General features: G+C 65.6%; 13 protein-coding genes. 12 read left to right on the top strand and 1 reads right to left on the bottom strand.

Annotated elements, in window-relative coordinates:
• Positions 1 to 43 precede the first annotated feature (43 nt).
• The 5 genes from pyk to EDF71_RS09665 all read left to right on the top strand — a co-directional run bounded on the left by pyk (position 44) and on the right by EDF71_RS09665 (position 6,992).
• Positions 44 to 1,489, top strand: a complete 1,446-nt coding sequence (pyk, locus tag EDF71_RS09645) for a pyruvate kinase (protein WP_133856355.1) — start codon at positions 44 to 46, stop codon at positions 1,487 to 1,489.
• 354 nt (positions 1,490 to 1,843) lie between these two features.
• Positions 1,844 to 3,046: an imelysin family protein gene (locus EDF71_RS09650; RefSeq protein ID WP_133856356.1), complete on the top strand. Its 1,203-nt coding sequence runs from the start codon at positions 1,844 to 1,846 to the stop codon at positions 3,044 to 3,046.
• A gap of 20 nt (positions 3,047 to 3,066) precedes the next feature.
• The gene (locus EDF71_RS09655; protein ID WP_243854244.1) at positions 3,067 to 4,614 is read left to right on the top strand and encodes a di-heme oxidoredictase family protein; all 1,548 of its coding nucleotides are present in this window, start codon (positions 3,067 to 3,069) and stop codon (positions 4,612 to 4,614) included.
• Positions 4,611 to 5,780, top strand: coding sequence for an imelysin family protein (locus EDF71_RS09660; RefSeq protein WP_133856357.1), 1,170 nt, complete (start codon positions 4,611 to 4,613; stop codon positions 5,778 to 5,780). The genes EDF71_RS09655 and EDF71_RS09660 overlap by 4 nt, the downstream gene beginning before the upstream one ends.
• A 9-nt stretch (positions 5,781 to 5,789) precedes the next feature.
• Positions 5,790 to 6,992: a DUF1513 domain-containing protein gene (locus EDF71_RS09665; RefSeq protein ID WP_133856358.1), complete on the top strand. Its 1,203-nt coding sequence runs from the start codon at positions 5,790 to 5,792 to the stop codon at positions 6,990 to 6,992.
• Positions 6,993 to 7,142: 150 nt separating this feature from the next.
• Here EDF71_RS09665 and EDF71_RS09670 read toward each other — a convergent pair whose 3' ends face one another.
• A complete protein-coding gene (locus EDF71_RS09670) occupies positions 7,143 to 7,856 on the bottom strand; it encodes a phosphatase PAP2 family protein (RefSeq protein ID WP_133856359.1) in 714 nt (237 codons plus the stop codon).
• A gap of 99 nt (positions 7,857 to 7,955) precedes the next feature.
• Between EDF71_RS09670 and EDF71_RS09675 the strand changes: the two genes are divergently transcribed.
• From EDF71_RS09675 to EDF71_RS09705, 7 genes are all read left to right on the top strand, one after another.
• On the top strand, positions 7,956 to 8,657 hold the full coding sequence (locus EDF71_RS09675; RefSeq protein ID WP_133856360.1) for a response regulator transcription factor: 702 nt from the start codon (positions 7,956 to 7,958) through the stop codon (positions 8,655 to 8,657).
• A 2-nt stretch (positions 8,658 to 8,659) separates the two neighbouring features.
• The gene (locus tag EDF71_RS09680) at positions 8,660 to 10,009 is read left to right on the top strand and encodes a histidine kinase dimerization/phospho-acceptor domain-containing protein (protein WP_133856434.1); all 1,350 of its coding nucleotides are present in this window, start codon (positions 8,660 to 8,662) and stop codon (positions 10,007 to 10,009) included.
• 112 nt (positions 10,010 to 10,121) lie between these two features.
• Positions 10,122 to 11,186: a class II fructose-bisphosphate aldolase gene (gene fba / locus EDF71_RS09685; protein ID WP_133856361.1), complete on the top strand. Its 1,065-nt coding sequence runs from the start codon at positions 10,122 to 10,124 to the stop codon at positions 11,184 to 11,186.
• A gap of 334 nt (positions 11,187 to 11,520) precedes the next feature.
• The gene (gene gorA, locus EDF71_RS09690) at positions 11,521 to 12,921 is read left to right on the top strand and encodes a glutathione-disulfide reductase (RefSeq protein ID WP_133856362.1); all 1,401 of its coding nucleotides are present in this window, start codon (positions 11,521 to 11,523) and stop codon (positions 12,919 to 12,921) included.
• A gap of 103 nt (positions 12,922 to 13,024) precedes the next feature.
• Positions 13,025 to 14,257: a M48 family metallopeptidase gene (locus tag EDF71_RS09695; RefSeq protein WP_133856363.1), complete on the top strand. Its 1,233-nt coding sequence runs from the start codon at positions 13,025 to 13,027 to the stop codon at positions 14,255 to 14,257.
• A gap of 176 nt (positions 14,258 to 14,433) precedes the next feature.
• Positions 14,434 to 15,306: a hypothetical protein gene (locus tag EDF71_RS09700; RefSeq protein ID WP_133856364.1), complete on the top strand. Its 873-nt coding sequence runs from the start codon at positions 14,434 to 14,436 to the stop codon at positions 15,304 to 15,306.
• Positions 15,307 to 15,493: 187 nt separating this feature from the next.
• Positions 15,494 to 17,182, top strand: a complete 1,689-nt coding sequence (locus tag EDF71_RS09705; protein ID WP_133856365.1) for an AMP-binding protein — start codon at positions 15,494 to 15,496, stop codon at positions 17,180 to 17,182.
• Positions 17,183 to 17,299: the final 117 nt, after the last annotated feature.

Raw genomic sequence — 17,299 nt, forward strand, 5'->3', positions numbered from 1 at the left:
AGGGCCGGCCCCACTTTTGAGACAAAGACACAGGGACCTGTCCATGATTTCCCCCAAGATCCGCCGCGCCACCAAGATTGTTGCCACCCTGGGCCCCGCCTCCAGCGAGCCGGCCCTGCTCGAAGAGATGATCCGCGCAGGGGTCAATGTGGTGCGACTGAACTTCAGCCACGGCAAGGCGCAGGACCATGTGGACCGCGCCCGCATGGTGCGCGAGGCCGCGCAGCGCGCCGGCCGCGAAGTGGCGATCATGGCGGACCTGCAAGGCCCCAAGATCCGCGTCGGCAAGTTTGCCGAAGGCAAGGTGATGCTGGAGCCGGGCGCCAAGTTTGTGCTCGATGCCTCGCGCCAGGAGCCCGGTGACCTGCAGGGCGTGGGCCTGGACTACAAGGAACTGCCGCGTGACGTGAAGCCCGGCGATATTTTGTTGCTGAATGACGGCCTGATCGTGCTCACCGTCGATGGCGTGCGCGGCGACGCAGTGCACACCACCGTCAAGCTGGGAGGCGAGCTGTCCAACAACAAGGGCATCAACAAAAAGGGCGGCGGCCTGACCGCGCCGGCGCTCACTGCCAAGGACATGGAAGACATCAAGACCGCGATGAGCTTCCAGGCCGACTATGTGGCCGTCAGCTTTCCCAAGACCGCCACCGACATGGAAATGGCGCGCCAGCTGTGCATGGTGGCAGCGGCCGAGTACCGCCACCGCCCCGGCCTGATCGCCAAGATCGAGCGTGCCGAGGCCATTCCGCACCTGGAAGACATCCTGCGCGTGTCCGACGGCATCATGGTCGCGCGTGGCGACCTGGCCGTAGAAGTGGGCCATGCGGCGGTGCCGGCCCTGCAAAAGAAGATGATCCGCATGGCGCGCGAGATGGACAAGGTCGTCATCACCGCCACGCAGATGATGGAGAGCATGATCACCAACCCCGTGCCCACCCGCGCTGAGGTGAGCGACGTGGCCAATGCCGTGCTGGACGGCACCGATGCGGTGATGCTGAGCGCCGAGACCGCCGCTGGCAAGTTCCCGCTGGAGACGGTGCTGGAGATGGTCGATATCTGCGCCCAGGCCGAGGCCTCGGCCGACTGGGATGTGGACACCGACTTTGTCGGCAAGACCTTCCAGCGCATCGACCAGAGCATTGCGCTGGGCGCTCTGTTTACCGCCACCCACCTGGGCGCCAAGGCCCTGGTCGCCATGACGGACAGCGGCTCGACCGCGCTGTGGATGAGCCGCCACCGCACCCAGATCCCCATCTACGCACTGACCCCCAAGGTGGCCACCCAGCGCAAGATGGCGCTGTACCGCAATGTGCGCCCCCTGCTGATGGACACCAGCGCCGACCGCGATACCGCGCTGGCCCAGGCCGAGGTGCATCTGAAGGCCCGCGACATCGTGCAAAGCGGCGATATCTATGCGATCACCTGTGGCGAACCGATGGGCTCGCCCGGCGGCACCAATATGATGAAGATCAGCCGCGTGGTCTAACGCGCAACTGTCTTCAAGCAACACACCAGGGCGCTCGCAAGCGCCCTTTTTTTGCGTCTCTAGATCCGTCCAGTTTTGTGCGGATTTGCAACTGCGGCCATACTATGCCGCTCAGCGCGGCCTGCCCGCACGTCCGTGTGGATCAAGGGACTGCGCTGAATCCATTCGAAGCCAGGCTTTCTTGCCCCCGGAGACAGGGGCAAACCGGTGGTTCACCAGACTGGCCTTCGATCACCTAGCCAAGCTGCTGCGATAAAAATTCACAACACGCACGCACATAGCAGCCCAGCCAAGCCCTTGTTGTTTAGCAGCACAGCGCCGCTGTGCCTGCATGTTTTTTGGAAGAGGGAATCTATGTCGCAACGACTAGTACGCCGTTCGGTGTTGGGGTTGGCCTTGGGCCTGTGTTTGGGCGCAGTGACTGGTGTGGCAACACCAGCATTTGCACAGACGGCGGCCGCCAAGGCCAGCAAGCTGGATGCCCGTGCGGTAGCCGTGGGCTACAGCGAATTGGTCTATGCCAACTACAGCGACAGCCTCGCATCGGCACGCGACATGCAAAAGGCCATTGCCGCCTTGCTCGCCGCCCCCTCCAAAGACACACTGGCAGCGGCCCGCAAAAGCTGGATCGACGCACGTGAGTTCTACGGCCAGACGGAAGCCTTCCGCTTCTACGGCGGCCCGATCGATGACGAGAACGGCCCCGAAGGCCAGATCAATGCCTGGCCGATGGACGAGTCCTATGTGGACTATGTCGAGGGCAAGCCCAACGCCGGCTTCATCAACGACCCCAAGTTCAAGATCACCAAGGCGAACCTGGCCAAGCAAAACGAGCGCGGTGGCGAGGAAAACATTGCCACCGGCTGGCATGCGATCGAGTTTCTGCTTTGGGGCCAGGACCTGTCCGAAACCGGCCCGGGCGACCGCTCGTTTGAAGACTATGTGGACGGCAAGCGCCCCCATGCCGACCGCCGCCGCCTCTACCTGAAGGTGGTGACCGAGCTGCTGATCGACGACCTGGCCAGCGTCAGCAAGGCCTGGGCACCGGGCCAGAAGAACTACCGCGCCCAGTTCGACAAGGGCGGTGTGGAATCGGTGCGCAAGATCATCGTCGGCCTGGGCTCGCTCTCGCGCGGCGAACTGGCGGGCGAGCGCATGGAAGTGCCGCTGAACTCGCAGGACCAGGAAGACGAGCATTCCTGCTTCTCCGACAACACCCACCGCGACATGGTCGCCAATGCCACCGGCATCCAGAACGTCTGGCTGGGCCAGTACAAGCGCCGTGATGGCTCGACCCTGAAGGTGGCCTCGCTGGCCGACCTGGTGGCTGCCAAGAACGCCGAATTGTCGGGCAAGACCAGCGCGCAGATCGACAGCACGGTCAAGGCGACCGAGGGCATCCAGGCTCCGTTCGACCGCGAAATCATTGGCGGTGCCGACGCACCCGGCCGCAAGCGCATCCAGGCGGCGGTGGACAGCGCCACCGAGCAGTCCAAGCTGCTGGTGCAGGCGGCCAATGCCATCGGCATCACCAAGCTGACTCTGGTCCAGCCCTGACGAAGGACCGTTGCTGCACTATGTCTGTGAAGATGAATGACAAGATGCCCGGTGGCCGCGCGCAGCGGCTGGCATGGGCAGCAGCGGGTCTGTGCGCGGCCACCGCCCTGGCGGTGGCCCTGCGCCCGGAGGCCAGCGTGGCGCAGACCAGCGCCCCCGCCGAGGCCCCCGCGCAAGACCCCAGCGAGCTGACCGGCGGCGACACCACGGTGTTTGCCACTGGCAAGAACGCGTTCTCGTTTCCTTTTGCCTCTCTGGCCGATGAAGAGCGCACGCGCTTTGTCATTGGCAACTCCTTTTTCAAGCGCAACTGGGTGGAGGCACCGGCCTCGACCCGGGCGCGCGATGGCCTGGGTCCGCATTTCATTGCGCGCAGCTGCGGCGGTTGCCACATCATGGATGGGCGCGGTGAGCCGCCAGAGTTCCACCGCACCTTGGGCCCTGATCCGGATCCCACCGTGGCGCTGCTGATCCGCCTGTCGGTGCCCGGCAAGGCCGACCCGCATGTAGGCGTGGTGCCCGAGCCGACCTATGGCGACCAGTTCAACAATGCGGCGGTGCAGGGCGTCAAGCCCGAGGGCATCGTGCGCATCCATGGCACGCCCATCAAGGGCCGCTTTGCCGATGGCACGGCCTACGAACTCATCCAGCCCCGCTACGAGCTGACCGACCTGGGCTACGGCCCGATGGCCAAGGATGTGATGCTGGGCCCGCGCATTGCGCCCCAGGTGGTGGGCGTAGGCCTGATCGAAGCGATTGCCGAAGCCGACATCCTCGCCAATGTGCAGGAGCAGGCGGCGCTGGCCGGCCCCATCAAGGGCCAGGTCAACCGCGTCTGGGATGCCTACGGCCAGCGTGAGGCGATTGGCCGCTTTGGCTGGAAGGCCAACTCGCCCAGCGTGGCGCACCAGACGGCCAACGCCTTCTCGGGCGACATGGGCATCACCTCGCGCATCTTCCCGAACGAGAACTGCAGCCCGGCGCAAAAGGACTGCCTGGCCGCACCCCATGGCGGCGGCCTGGACAAATCCACCGCCGGCCGCACGGCAGCCCAGGCGCGTGCCGATGCGCCCGAGATCGATGACAAGACGCTCGACGACGTGATCTTCTACCAGGCCACCTTGGCGCCTGCGGCCCGCCGCAACATCAATGATTCGGCCGTCAAGCTGGGCCAGCGCCTGTTTGCCCAGGCGCAGTGCGCCGTCTGCCACAAGCCCAGCTATGTGACCGGCCCCGGCCCCTTCCCCCGGCTGACGGCCAAGAACATTGCCGGCCAAAAGATCTGGCCCTACACCGATCTGCTGCTGCATGACATGGGCCCGGCGCTGGCCGATGGCCGGCCGGACTTTCTGGCCAACGGCCAGCAGTGGCGCACGCCGCCGCTGTGGGGCATTGGCCTGATCCAGGATGTGAACGGCCACCAGCGCCTGCTGCACGATGGCCGTGCGCGGGGCGTGCTGGAGGCGATTCTCTGGCATGGCGGTGAGGCCGAGCAGGCCAAGCAGCAGGTGCTGAACATGGATGCCTCCGAGCGCGAGGCCTTGGTCAAGTTTGTGGAGTCTCTATGACGCAAGTCGGTATCAAGCCTTGGCCTGCCAAGGCCGCGCAATCGCTGGGCAGGGCCTGCACCCTGCTGGCCCTGGCCGCCACGGGCGGTGTTGCCCCGTTGGCACAGGCGGCGGACACCCCCATGCCTTACTACACGGCCGCCCAGGCGCTGCAAAGCCTGTATGGCCAGCATCTGCCCGCCCGTGCGGCGGCGTTCACCCAGGCCGCCAGCGCGCAGGACCAGGCCTTGGCCAGCTTCTGCGCCGGGCCGGCCGCTGCCGCCAAAACAGCGGCGACAGAGCTGCGCGGCCAGTGGCAGCGCAGCCATACCGCCTGGCTGCAGCTGTCCACGCCCAGCGTGGGGCCCTTGGTGGAGCGCCGCTCGCTGCGGCAGATTGATTTCACGCCCATCCGTACAGCGCTGATCACCCGCGCCGTCAAAAAAGGTCCGCAGACCGCTGCCGACATGGAGCTGGTGGGCACGCCCGCCAAGGGCTTTGGCGCGCTGGACTGGTTGCTGAGCCAGGGCCTGCAACCGGCCAGCCCCGAATGCGCGTTTGCAGTGCAGGTGGCCAAGGCCATCAGCGCCGAAGCCCTAAGCCTGCAGGCCGCGCTGGAGCCCCTGCGCAGCAAGACCTGGAGTGTCGAAGGTTCTGAGAGCGAGCCCGAGGATGTGGCCAGCCCCGGCGCCAAGGAGACAGGCGCGGCCATTGAGGAATGGGTCAACCAGTGGCTCGGCGGCCTGGAGCGCCTGCGCTGGGCGCAGATGGAAAAGCCGGTCAAGGTGGTCGAGGGCAGCAACAAGGCCCCCGCCTTTGCCCGCATAGCGATGGCCGACAACTGGCGCGAGTGGCAGACCCAGTGGCAGGCCCTGCATGCCCAGGCTTTGCTGACCCCGGCGCAGCGCCAGCAGCCGCCCGTGCCCGGCAAGGACCTGATCTCGATCGAAGCACTGCTGCTCAGCAAGGGCCATATCGCCCTGGCCCAGCGCTGGCGCGAGGCCATTGGCGTGGTCGATGCCGCCATGCCGGCCCCCGGCACAGTGCCTGCCAAGGCGGGCGCGCAGGCCAACAGCGAGATTCTGGCGCTCGCCACCAAGCTCAAGGGCATCACCGCGCTGTACCAGGCCGAGGTGGCGCCGGCACTCGATATTCCGCTGGGCTTTAGCGACAGCGATGGCGACTGAGGACAGACTGTGACCGCGTTATCCACATCCCTGCCCCGGCGCGCGCTGCTGCGCGGGCTGGGTGCATCGGCCATGGGCGCGCTGGGCCTGGCTGAACTATCGTTTGCCAAAGAGGCGGGCAGCACGGCTGGGGTGACCCGGCTGGCAGCGGTCTGGCGCGATGGCCCCAGCGCGATGGCGCAGGACTGGGCCGGCGTGCTTGAAGTGCTGCCCCAAGCCGGTGGCGGCCATGCCTGGCGCATTGCAGCGCGCACCCCGCTGCCCACACGCGGCCATGGTGTGCAAACCCTGCCGGATGGCCAGCTGGTCTTTGCCGCGCGCCGGCCCGGCGATTGGCTGCTGCGCTGGCAGCCCCAGACAGACGCGCTGCAATGGGCCTGGATGCAGGAGGACCGCTGCTTCAACGGCCATGTGGCGCTGGCGGCGCCGGCCACTGCGCGGGCTCAATCTGGCGCAGGCCGCAGCGGCATTCTCTTCACCACCGAAACCGATCTGGAAGATAGCCAGGGCTGTATTGGCCTGCGCGATGCCGTCAGCCTGGAGAAGCTGGCCGAATGGCGCAGCCATGGCATGGACCCGCATGAGCTGCTGGTGCTGCCCGCTGCGCTGGGCAAGCTGCCTGCCGGCACCCTGGTGGTTGCCAACGGCGGCATCCCCACGCAAAGCGAGACCGGCCGCAGCAAAAAATGGCTGGACAGCATGGACCCATCCTTGGTCGCGCTGCACCCGGCTGATGGGCGACTGCTGGGCCAGTGGAAGCTGCCCGACCCGCGCCTGTCGATCCGGCATCTGGCCTGGGATGCCGCGCGCCAGCGCCTGGGCATTGCGCTGCAGGCCGAGCATGACGATGCACGGCGTGACAGCGCGCCCATCTTCGCCGTCTGGGATGGCCAGCGCCTGCAGCTGGCGCAAGACCAGCCACCGCTGGCCGGTTATGGCGGCAGTGTGGAATGCGCGCCGCTGGCACAAGGTGGTTTTGTGGTCAGCTGCCCCAAGTCCGACTGCATGGCCTGGTTTGACGCCCAGGCGCGCTACCTGGGCAGCAGCCCCCAGGGTGATGTCTGCCCGGTGGCCCGCGATGGCGCGCGGCTATGGGCTGGCGGCGGCCACGGGGTGGCCGAGCGGACCAGCCGCAGCAGCGACCAGGCGGTGACTGCACTGGATACGGTGACCGGGCTGATGTTTGACAACCACTGGCGCCTGGTCGGTTAAGCCTTCTGGTTGTTAGAGCCGGTAACACGACCCAGCAAACCGAAGGTTTGCGGTTGAGACTGGGCGCCCCCGACTAGGCGTCAAGCCGCAGGCAGTACAGGCGTACGACAAGGCTTGGCAACGACGTATCAAGGGTTGTGTTAGCGGCTCTTAGTCCGCAGCTTGGCTGCGGCGGCGTGCCCCGCCCATGTCGATGGCCAAGCCAGCCGTCCAGCACAGCCAGGCCGTCCACAAGGTGTGGCTCATGTAGTGGGCGCCGCGCATCTGCTGGCCCAGGCCGAGCAGCAGGCCCACGGCCAAGGCGACCGCCAGCCACCAGCGCGCGGCGCGTGGTGTGTCGCGGGCCAGCGCAAAATAGCCGCCGACAAAGGAAAAGCCCGCCGCCGCATGGCCGGCCGGAAAGCAGCGGCCAGCGCCGCCGTCATGCACGCCCCAGCGCCAGTGCGACACATACTCGGCCACGCCGCCAAAGATCGACAGGTCCCAGGGGCAGCTGGTGGCGCTGCTGCGCTTGAGGATGGCCACCACCGCGAGAGAGGCCAGAATGCTGACCAGCAGCTGCACCCGGCGGGCGGTGGGCAGCTTGCGCAGCAGGCCAAAGGGCAGCCAGACGCCCAGGCTCAGCGCCAGCACGATCACCCAGCCCAGGTTGCGCATGCCCTGGTGCATATAGGTGACCAGAAAATGGTCGTCGCGCAGCGCAAAGCCCTGGGCCGTGCCCCAGAGGTGGGCCAGCGCCAGGTCCTGGCCGGAGGCATCCCAGAGCGCAATCAGCAAAAAACTGAGCACGGTGGCCAGCAGCCAGCGGGGGTTGTAGAGAGCGGGGCGGGGATCGGTCAGCGGGACCGGCGGGCAGGAAGGCATCTGCCGATGCTGCGGCGGCCGGCTTAAGGGCTTCTTAATGTCCCAGGCCCCTGGCGCAGGCCATAGGCGCGCAGGCCCAAGTCATGCACAATGCCAGCCATGCGCATACTCATGGTGGAAGACGATGCCGGCATTGCCGAAGGCCTGAAGGCCAATCTGCAGCAGCGCGGCCATGCGGTGGACTGGTGCCCGACACTGGCCGAGGCTTGGCGCGCCCTGACGGCCGAGGGCTTTGACGTGGTGCTGCTGGACCTGGGCCTGCCCGATGGCGATGGCTCGCGCCTGTTGCAGCAGCTGCGCAATGCGCCGCCGCCTACGGGGCTGCGCAAAAGCCTGCCTGACCCGGCCACGCCGGTCATCGTGCTGACGGCCCGCGACGGCGTGCATGACCGCATCGAAAACCTGGACCTGGGCGCCGACGACTACCTCTCCAAACCCTTTGATGCCGAAGAGCTGCAGGCCCGGCTGCGTGCGCTCATGCGCCGCGCGGCAGGCCGCGCCAATCCGTTGATCCACTACCGCGACCTGGTGCTGGACCCGGCCTTGCACCAGGTGCGGCTGAGTGACGAGGGCGTCGAGCTCTCGCCCCGGGCCTACACCATCTTGCTGATCCTGCTGCAGGCCCATGGCCGGGTGCTGTCGCGCCAGCAGCTCGAAGAAAAGCTCTACAGCTTTGACGCCTCGGTCGAGAGCAATGCGGTGGAGGTGCATATCCACCACCTGCGCAAAAAGCTGGGTGCCGACTACATCCTGACCATGCGCGGCGTGGGCTATTTCATGCCCCAGGACCAGGCATCGTGAACCTGGCGGCCAAGCCCCAGCGCCTGCCCCAGCTGCGCACCCGGCTGCTGGTCTGGATTCTGGCGGCGCTGGTCATCGTCTGGGCCAGCTTTGTCTACTGGGCCTACCAAACCGGTATTGAGGAAGCCGATGAGCTGACCGACGGGCACCTGGCCGGCGTCGCCGCGCTGGTGCTCAATATTCCTTACAGCGCGCAGATTCCGGCGGGCCTGCCGACCGAGCGGGTGCCGCTGCCCGGGCTGCATGCGCATGACTACCAGCAGTCGATGAGCCTGCAGGTCTGGAGCGCCGAGGGCGACCTGGTGCTCAATGTCGGCAGCGCGCCGCGCCTGCATTTTGCCGATGGGCGCAGTGGCTTTTTTGATGCCCAGCTGGGCCCCAAGCACGAGGTCTGGCGCACCTTCACCCAGTGGAACACCGAGCACACGCGCAAGGTGGCCGTGCTGGTCAACCTGCAGGAGCGTGATGACCTGGCCGATGACATTGCCGGACAGATGATTCTGCCGGGGCTGTGGTTGCTGCCGGTGGTCACCCTGGTGCTGGGTTTCACGATACGCGCCGGCCTCAAACCCCTGACCCAGCTGTCGCGCGATGTGGAGCAGCTCGAACCCGAGCAGGGCCAGCGCCTGTCCACCGGCCACAACTGGCAGGAGTTCCGGGCGGTGACCCTGGCCTTCAACAGCCTGCTGGACCGCAATGACGAGGCCATGGAGCGCGAGCGGACCTTGGCCAACCAGGTGGCGCATGAGCTGCGCACACCGCTGGCCTCCATCAGCCTGCATGCGCAGTCTTTGCAAGGTGGGCTGGACCCCGCCCAGCAGGCCCAGGCGGTGCAGCGTCTGCATGCCGATGCGCTGCGCGCCGGCCATGTGCTCAACCAGATTCTGGCCTTGGCCCGCAGCAACCGCGTGGCCTTGACCCAGCAGGCCGCGCCAGTCGATCTGGCGCAGCTGGCGCGCAATGTGGGGGCCGAATACGCCCAGGCCGCCTGGCGCCGGGGCGGCAGTGTGGCGGTGGAGATGCCCGAGCAGCTGTGGGTCAAAGGCCACGCCGTGCTGCTGGAGGTGGCCCTGCGCAACCTGGTCGAGAACGCACTGCGCCACACCCCCGAGGGCACGCAGATCGAGGTGCAGGGCGGTATCGACGGCGGGCAGTGCTGGCTGCAGGTCTGTGACGATGGCGGCCGCCTGAAGGAGAAGGCAGCGCCCGAGCCGGTGGACAGTCTGCAGCTGGGCCACCAGATTGTGCAGCGCATCATGGCTTTGCACGGGGGCGATTTTGGGCAGCCGGAGGCGCTGGCGCCCTATACCACTTGCTACCGCCTCAGTATGCCTCTCGCCCAGATGGCCTGAGCTTGCTAAAATAGGCAGTTACCAAGCGGTTACCATGCCGCAAATATGAATCCAGGGTGTTGCAGCAACCGCTGCAACACTCTTTCTTTGCATTAGAACGGACCCGACCACCATGCCTTTGATCTCGATGCGCGAAATGCTCGACCATGCTGCCGAAAATGGCTACGGCATCCCTGCCTTTAACGTCAACAACCTGGAACAAGTCCAGGCGGTGATGGCGGCGGCGGACGAAGTGGGCGCGCCCGTGATCCTGCAGGCCAGCGCTGGCGCCCGCAAGTATGCCGGTGAGCCCTTCATCAAGCACCTGATCCAGGCCGCTGCCGAGATGTACCCCCACATCCCGCTGGTGATGCACCAGGACCACGGCACCACCCCCGAGATCTGCCAGGGCGCACTGAACCTGGGCTTTGGCTCGGTGATGATGGACGGCTCGCTGATGAGCGATGGCAAGACCCCTTCGTCCTTCGACTACAACGTCGATGTGACCCAGAAGGTCGTCGCGATGGCCCACCAGATCGGTGCCACCGTGGAAGGCGAGCTGGGCTGCCTGGGCAACCTGGAAACCGGTGAAGCCGGCGAAGAAGACGGCATTGGCGCCGAAGGCAAGCTGGACCACAGCCAGATGCTGACCGACCCCGAAGAAGCAGCCGTGTTTGTCAAGGCTACGCAACTGGACGCGCTGGCCATCGCCATCGGCACCAGCCATGGCGCCTACAAGTTCAGCCGCAAGCCCACGGGCGACATCCTGGCGATTTCGCGCGTCAAGGAAATCCATGCCCGCATCCCCAACACCCACCTGGTGATGCATGGTTCCTCGTCGGTGCCCCAAGAGCTGCTGGCCATCATCAACCAGTACGGCGGCAAGATGAAGGAAACCTACGGCGTGCCCGTCGAAGAGATCCAGGAAGCCATCAAGTACGGCGTGCGCAAGATCAACATCGACACCGACATCCGCCTGGCGATGACCGGCGCGGTGCGCAAGTTCCTGGCCGAGAACCCCGACAAGTTCGACGCCCGCGAATGGCTCAAGCCCGCCCGTGAAGCCGCCAAGCAAGTCTGCAAGGCCCGCTACATCGAGTTTGGCTGCGAAGGCCAGGGCGGCAAGATCAAGGGCTACAACCTGGAGCAGATGGCCAAGAAGTACAGCGCCGGCGACCTGGCCCAGCTGGTCAAGTAAATCTGCCTGCCATTGCCAGTGCCCTAGGGGACCCTCTGCAAAACTCCATGCCGTGGTCTGAACGCGGTCTCGGGCGATCCGCTGCGTTGTCTTCCTTGTCAATAGCTACGGCTATTGACTGCAAAAGACGCCTTGCGCCTCATCCCGATCCGCGTCCATCCCGCTTGGCGAGGGTTTTGCAGAGCATCCCTAGGCGCTGGCCTCCAAAGCCTGCAACGCTTGCGCATTGCAGGCTTTTGCTTTGCGCCTACGCGATGCAGCGATAACCGCACACGCGCACTGCGGCCCGTGTTTTTGCACAATGCCATGCATCGCAAACATAGGAGCGCAAAGCATGCAGACAAGCCATTCCTGGGACCTGGATCTGGTGGTGATTGGTGGCGGATCGGGGGGCGTACGGGCCGCCCGCATGGCGGCAGCGCGGGGCGCCAAGGTGGCGGTGGTGGAGTCCAAGGCCATGGGCGGTACCTGCGTCAATGTGGGTTGCATCCCCAAAAAGCTCTACAGCTATGCCGCCGGCTATGCCGAGGCCTTTGCAGAGGCGCGTGGCTATGGCTGGCAAATGCCCGAGGCGATTGCGCTGGACTGGCAGGCGCTGAAGGCGGCGCGCGCGCAGGAGATCTCCCGCCTCAATGGCATCTACGAAGGCCTGATGCGCAACGCCAAGGTGGAGCGCATTGCAGGCCATGGCCGGCTGACGGATGCCCACACCGTGGTCGTTTCTGCCGATGGTGCCGATGTGCGCACCTTGACCGCTGCCCACATCCTGATCGCCACCGGCGGCACGCCGGTACACCCCGAGCTGCCCGGCAGCGAGCATGTGATCGTCTCCGACGACATGTTTGACCTGGCCCAGTTGCCGCGCCGTCTGGTGGTCGTGGGTGGCGGCTATATCGGCTGCGAAATGGCCAGCATCTTCCACGGCTTGGGCGTGGAGGTGAGCCTACTGCACCGGGGCGACCAGATTCTGCGCGGCTTTGACGACGAGGTGCGCAGCTTTGTCGCCGAGGAAATCCGCAAGAGCGGCGTGGACCTGCGCCTGAAGACCGAAGTGAAGGCCATCCACTGCGATGCCGCCAGCGGCGAGCGCACACTGACCTTGGCCGATGGCACGGAGCTGAAGGCCGACCAGGTGCTGTATGCCACCGGCCGCAAGGCCAATGTGGCCGGCCTGGGGCTGGAGGCGCTGGGCATTGCGCTGGACAAGAGTGGCGCCATCGTCGTCGATGCGCAGCTGGCCACTGCCCAGCCGAGCGTGCATGCGCTGGGCGATGTGGTGGGGCGCATGGAACTGACCCCGGTGGCGCTGGCCGAGGCCATGGCCTGGGTGGACCATATTTGGGGGCCCGAGGCGGGCAAGGCCGCGCGGGTGATGGACTACGACAACATCCCGACGGCAGTCTTTACCCATCCGCAGATCGGCACCGTGGGCCTGACCGAAGCCCAGGCCCGCGAGCGCCATGGGGCGGTGCGCATCTACCGCAGCGATTTCAAGCCGCTGCGCCACACCCTGTCGGGCCGCAGCGAGCGCTGCCTGGTCAAGCTGGTGGTCGACGACGCCAGCGACAAGGTGCTGGGCCTGCATGTGGTGGGCGCCGATGCGGCCGAGATCACCCAGGGCTTTGCGGTGGCCCTGAAAGCCGGTGCCACCAAGGCGCTGTTTGACCAGACGATTGGCATCCATCCCACGATGGCCGAAGAGCTGGTCACCTTGCGCGAAGTAAGCCGCACGTAAGCTTCAGATCGCGGCAGTTGCTGCTTTGCAACATCTTATAAATTCTCTCTATAAAGGCCGCGTGTCTCGGGCATGATACGCGCTCTTTACAGAGGAGATACATATGAAGGAGTGGGTGTATCCGCGGGAGCGGACCCTGGGCGCCATCACCCTGGTTCTGGGTCTGTTGGCATGGTTGCTGATCTTGTTGCTGTCCCTGGGCACGGTGCTGATCTACCTGCTCATCGGTTTCATTTTTTATCTCTTTGCGCAGTCGGCACTGATCGCCTGGCTGCGTGGCACGGCCGTGCGCCTGTCCGACGAGCAGTTCCCTGAGCTCTATCTGCAGTACCTGCAATGCTGCAAAAAGCTGGAACTGGTCGACCCGCCAGAGGCCTATCTGCTGCAAGGCGACGGGATGATGAATGCCTTTGCCACCCGCTTTCTGGGCCGCAACTTCGTCATCGTGCTGAGCGACACGGTGGACGCGATGCGCGCCATGCCCGACGGCATCAACTTCTACTTCGGCCATGAGCTGGGCCACATCAAGCAAGGCCATCTGACCGGCCACTTCTGGCGCATGCCGGTGCTGTGGCTGCCGCTGATTGGCGCGGCCTACGCCCGCGCCCAGGAATACACCTGCGACCTGCACGGCCGCGCCTGCTGCGAAGGCTCGGAATCGGCCGGCCGCGCGCTGTCGGTGCTGGCTGCGGGCGGCCAGAAGTGGAAGACCATCAACCTGGTGCAGTATGCGCGCCAGACCATGGCCAACCGGGGCTTCTTCCCCGATCTGCATGAGCTGCTGGGCGGCTACCCCTGGCTGACCAAGCGCGTGGCGCGCATGATCAGCCCCGGTATCAAGATGCCGGGCCGCAACCCCTTCTCCTACCTGTTTGCGCTGTTTGTGCCCTATGGCGGCCGGGCCGGTGGTGGTGCAGTGGGCCTGCTGATGGTGATCGCGATCATCGGTATCGCAGCCGCAGTGGCCATCCCGGCGCTCAAGGGCGGAGCCGGCGGCGGCGCCTTCAGCCAGATGCTGATGCAAGGCATGCAGTCGCAGAAGGGCAAGGACGCTTTCGAGAAGGAATGGACGCAGGCCGAGCCCGTGCGCCAGGCACTGTCGCGCTACTACCAGACCTATGAGGAAGTGCCTGACTCGCTGGCCGATGCTGGTGTGTCGCCCGAGCAGGAGGGCCGGCTGATGTATGACAGCGACGACATGTCGCTGACTGCACTGACCATCCATGGCCAGTTGGAGATGCAGCCCATGCAGGGTGAGGGCGGCAAGGTGATCTGGCATTGCAGCGCTGATGGCGCGGCGCAACAGTATCTGCCGGCCAGCTGCCAGAGCAAGTGAAGCATTTAGATACATTCACTGCCAAAGTCTCCTGATTCGGCCCGGCGGCCTCGGACAGAATCCGCTACGGCCTAGAACAGAATCCGCGAGCGCCTTGCTATGATGCAGGGCTTGGCGGTGTGGCACAGGCCACGCGCTGTCTGTTGGCCGCCGCTACTGTTTTCAGGATCCGCCTTATGTCTTTTTCCGCTGCCCGTTCTCTGTCCTGGCTGGGGTGCGCCGCCGCAGCCGTGGTGCTGAGCGCCTGCGCGCCACTGCCTTCGCATGTGGAGCCGGTGGGCCGCACCCTGGTGTCCCTGGACCAGAACAGCGACCTGCGCTGGAGCTACTGGGGCACGGACAGCGAGGTGCTGGATGTGCTGCCCGAAGACCTGGCCAAGGACAAGCCGCTGCAGGCCCGGCTCTGGCAGATGCGCACCAAGCTGGGCGAGCTGGTCGGCGTGATGTCGCTGCGCTCCAGCGTTGATGACCTGAACAACCGCAACACCGTCTGGACCCAAGACTGCCCCAAGCAAAAGGGCGTGCTGGTTGAACGCACCCAGGGCCTGAACATCGGCCGCGTGGACTGCCTGCGCATCAAGCGCACCGCCAACAGCAGCGATTGGCTGGCGCAGAACGATGCGGCGATGGCCTCGCGTCTGGAGGCCGCCGGTGTCTACTTTGCGCGCCCGGTGGCCTATGTGTCCTACCAGTTCAGCACCAGCAATGGCGGCTATGTCGAAGCGCAGGTGCTGGTGGACCAGCGCCTGGTGCGCCCGCCCATCCGCAGCAGTGTGGATTTTCTGGCCGCAGGCCGCTCGCTGGACCGTTGGGCCCAGGACCTGGCCCGCTCCATGCGTGAGAGCACCGGTTACTTCAACGGCGTGCTGACCGTGCCGCCTTTCCCCTACGAGATCGACCAGCAGCCCTACTACGAGACCAAGCAGGACGACTCCGATACGCTGTTTGGCAAGGAAAAGCCCAACCCCAAGGCCGCTGAGGAAAAAGCCGCGTCGGTGGTCGCACCGACCGGGGCAGCTCCGGCAGCGGCCCCAGCCGCCAAGCGCTGATCGCTTCCCCCGCACTGCAGCAGCCATGACCACGGTCATGGCTTTTTTTTGCCTTTTTACGGGTATATCCAGACTTGGAATGGGCTCAGAATTTGCACAATAGTGCGAGATCGAACAACATGGCTCAACAGCAGGCTGTGCGCACAGGGCGCCGGCACTGGCTGTATGACCGACAGGAGACTTGTGCATGACCGAACGCCCATGGCTGGCCGCTTACCCACCAGAGATTCCCGAGGACATTGACCCTGAGCGCATTCCGACCTTGGTGCAGCTGCTCAACCAGGCCTTCATCCAGTACGCCGACCGCACGGCGCTGCACTTCATGGGCGCGCGCTTCAGCTACCGCCAGCTCGATGACTACAGCGTGGCCCTGGCCGCCTACCTGCAGACCCTACCGCTCGCCAAGGGCGACCGCGTGGCGCTGATGATGCCCAATGTGCCGCAGTATGCGGTGGCCGTCGCCGCCGTGCTGCGCGCCGGGCTGGTCGTGGTCAATGTGAACCCGCTCTACACCGCCTCGGAGCTGGACCACCAGCTCAAGGACAGCGGTGCCAAGGTGATGATCGTGCTGGAGAACTTTGGCGCCACCGTGCAGAACTGCCCGGCCCACCGCCAGCTCGACCAGATCATCGTCTGCAGCATGGGCGATTGCCTGGGCCTGATCAAGGGCAGCATCGTCAACTATGTGGTGCGCCACAGCAAGAAGCTGGTGGCGCCTTTTACATTGGAGCGCAGCATCCGCTACCCCGATGCGATCAGCCAGGGCGAGCGCCATAGCTTCTCGCCGGTCGATGTGGGCCCCGACGACATGGCGGCGCTGCAGTACACCGGCGGCACCACCGGCGTGGCCAAGGGCGCGGTGCTGCTGCACCGCAACCTGGGCGCCAATGTGCTGCAGGTGCAGGCCTGGTACGGGCCGGCGCTCAAGACCATTCCGCAGGGCGAGCAGCCGCTGTGCGTCTGCGCGCTGCCGCTCTACCATATCTTCGCGTTCACGGTCTGTTTTCTGCTGTCCATGCGCCTGGGCCACCATGTTCTGCTGATCCCCAATCCGCGCGACATGAAGGCGGTGCTGGGCGAGCTGGGCAAGTACGAGTTCCACACCTTGCCAGCGGTCAACACCTTGTTCAACGGCCTGATGAGCCACCCCGATTTCGACAAGGTGAACTGGAAGAACCTGCGCGTGGTCGTGGGCGGCGGCGCTGCCGTGCAGTCGTCCGTGGCCGAGCGCTGGCTGCAGCGCACCGGCCAACCCATCGTCGAAGGCTATGGCCTCTCGGAAACCAGCCCGGTGGCCAGCTGCAACTTTGTCGGCACCGGCCAGAAGGCATCGGGCTCCATCGGCTACCCGATGCCGGGCACCGACATGGCCATCCTCGACGATGCCGGTGAGCCGGTGGCACAGGGCGAGCGCGGCGAGGTCTGCATACGCGGCCCGCAGGTAATGGCCGGCTACTGGCAGCGCCCGGACGAAACCGCCAAGACCATGACCGAGGATGGCTTCTTCCGCTCGGGCGACATCGGCATCATGGAGCCCGATGGCATGTTCCGCATCGTGGACCGCAAGAAGGACATGGTGTTGGTGAGCGGCTTCAACGTCTACCCCAATGAGGTGGAAGACGTGGCCGCGTCCTTCCCCGGCGTGGCCGAATGTGCGGTGGTCGGCGTGCCCGACGAGAAGACCGGCGAGGCGATCAAGCTGGTGGTCGTGCGCAAGTCGGCCGATGTGACCGAAGCGCAACTGCGCGCCCATTGCGCCGAGCACCTGACTGGCTACAAGCGGCCCAAGTACATCGAGTTCCGCGACAACCTGCCCAAGACCCCGGTGGGCAAGATCCTGCGGCGCGAGCTGCGCGACGAAACCACCAAGGCCTAAGAACCTGTTGAACTGGTTCTAAGCCGCCAGTCCCTCACCGCCAACCCACCCGACAAAGCGGAGATTGCAGCGACAATCTCCGCTTCTGCCTTGTTGCGTTCTGCTGCAAGTCGAAGC

Source organism: Comamonas sp. JUb58, from assembly GCF_004364775.1.
Taxonomy (GTDB): Bacteria; Pseudomonadota; Gammaproteobacteria; order Burkholderiales; family Burkholderiaceae_C; genus Comamonas.

What these genes read in the sequence shown, in the direction of transcription:
- EDF71_RS09670 (WP_133856359.1), bottom strand. Translation starts at nt 7,856, where the DNA reads ATGCCTTCCTGCCCGCCGGTCCCGCTGACCGATCCCCGCCCCGCTCTC.
- EDF71_RS09650 (WP_133856356.1), top strand. Translation starts at nt 1,844, where the DNA reads ATGTCGCAACGACTAGTACGCCGTTCGGTGTTGGGGTTGGCCTTGGGC.
- EDF71_RS09700 (WP_133856364.1), top strand. Translation starts at nt 14,434, where the DNA reads ATGTCTTTTTCCGCTGCCCGTTCTCTGTCCTGGCTGGGGTGCGCCGCC.
- EDF71_RS09675 (WP_133856360.1), top strand. Translation starts at nt 7,956, where the DNA reads ATGCGCATACTCATGGTGGAAGACGATGCCGGCATTGCCGAAGGCCTG.
- EDF71_RS09705 (WP_133856365.1), top strand. Translation starts at nt 15,494, where the DNA reads ATGACCGAACGCCCATGGCTGGCCGCTTACCCACCAGAGATTCCCGAG.
- gorA (WP_133856362.1), top strand. Translation starts at nt 11,521, where the DNA reads ATGCAGACAAGCCATTCCTGGGACCTGGATCTGGTGGTGATTGGTGGC.
- EDF71_RS09655 (WP_243854244.1), top strand. Translation starts at nt 3,067, where the DNA reads ATGTCTGTGAAGATGAATGACAAGATGCCCGGTGGCCGCGCGCAGCGG.
- pyk (WP_133856355.1), top strand. Translation starts at nt 44, where the DNA reads ATGATTTCCCCCAAGATCCGCCGCGCCACCAAGATTGTTGCCACCCTG.
- EDF71_RS09660 (WP_133856357.1), top strand. Translation starts at nt 4,611, where the DNA reads ATGACGCAAGTCGGTATCAAGCCTTGGCCTGCCAAGGCCGCGCAATCG.
- EDF71_RS09695 (WP_133856363.1), top strand. Translation starts at nt 13,025, where the DNA reads ATGAAGGAGTGGGTGTATCCGCGGGAGCGGACCCTGGGCGCCATCACC.
- fba (WP_133856361.1), top strand. Translation starts at nt 10,122, where the DNA reads ATGCCTTTGATCTCGATGCGCGAAATGCTCGACCATGCTGCCGAAAAT.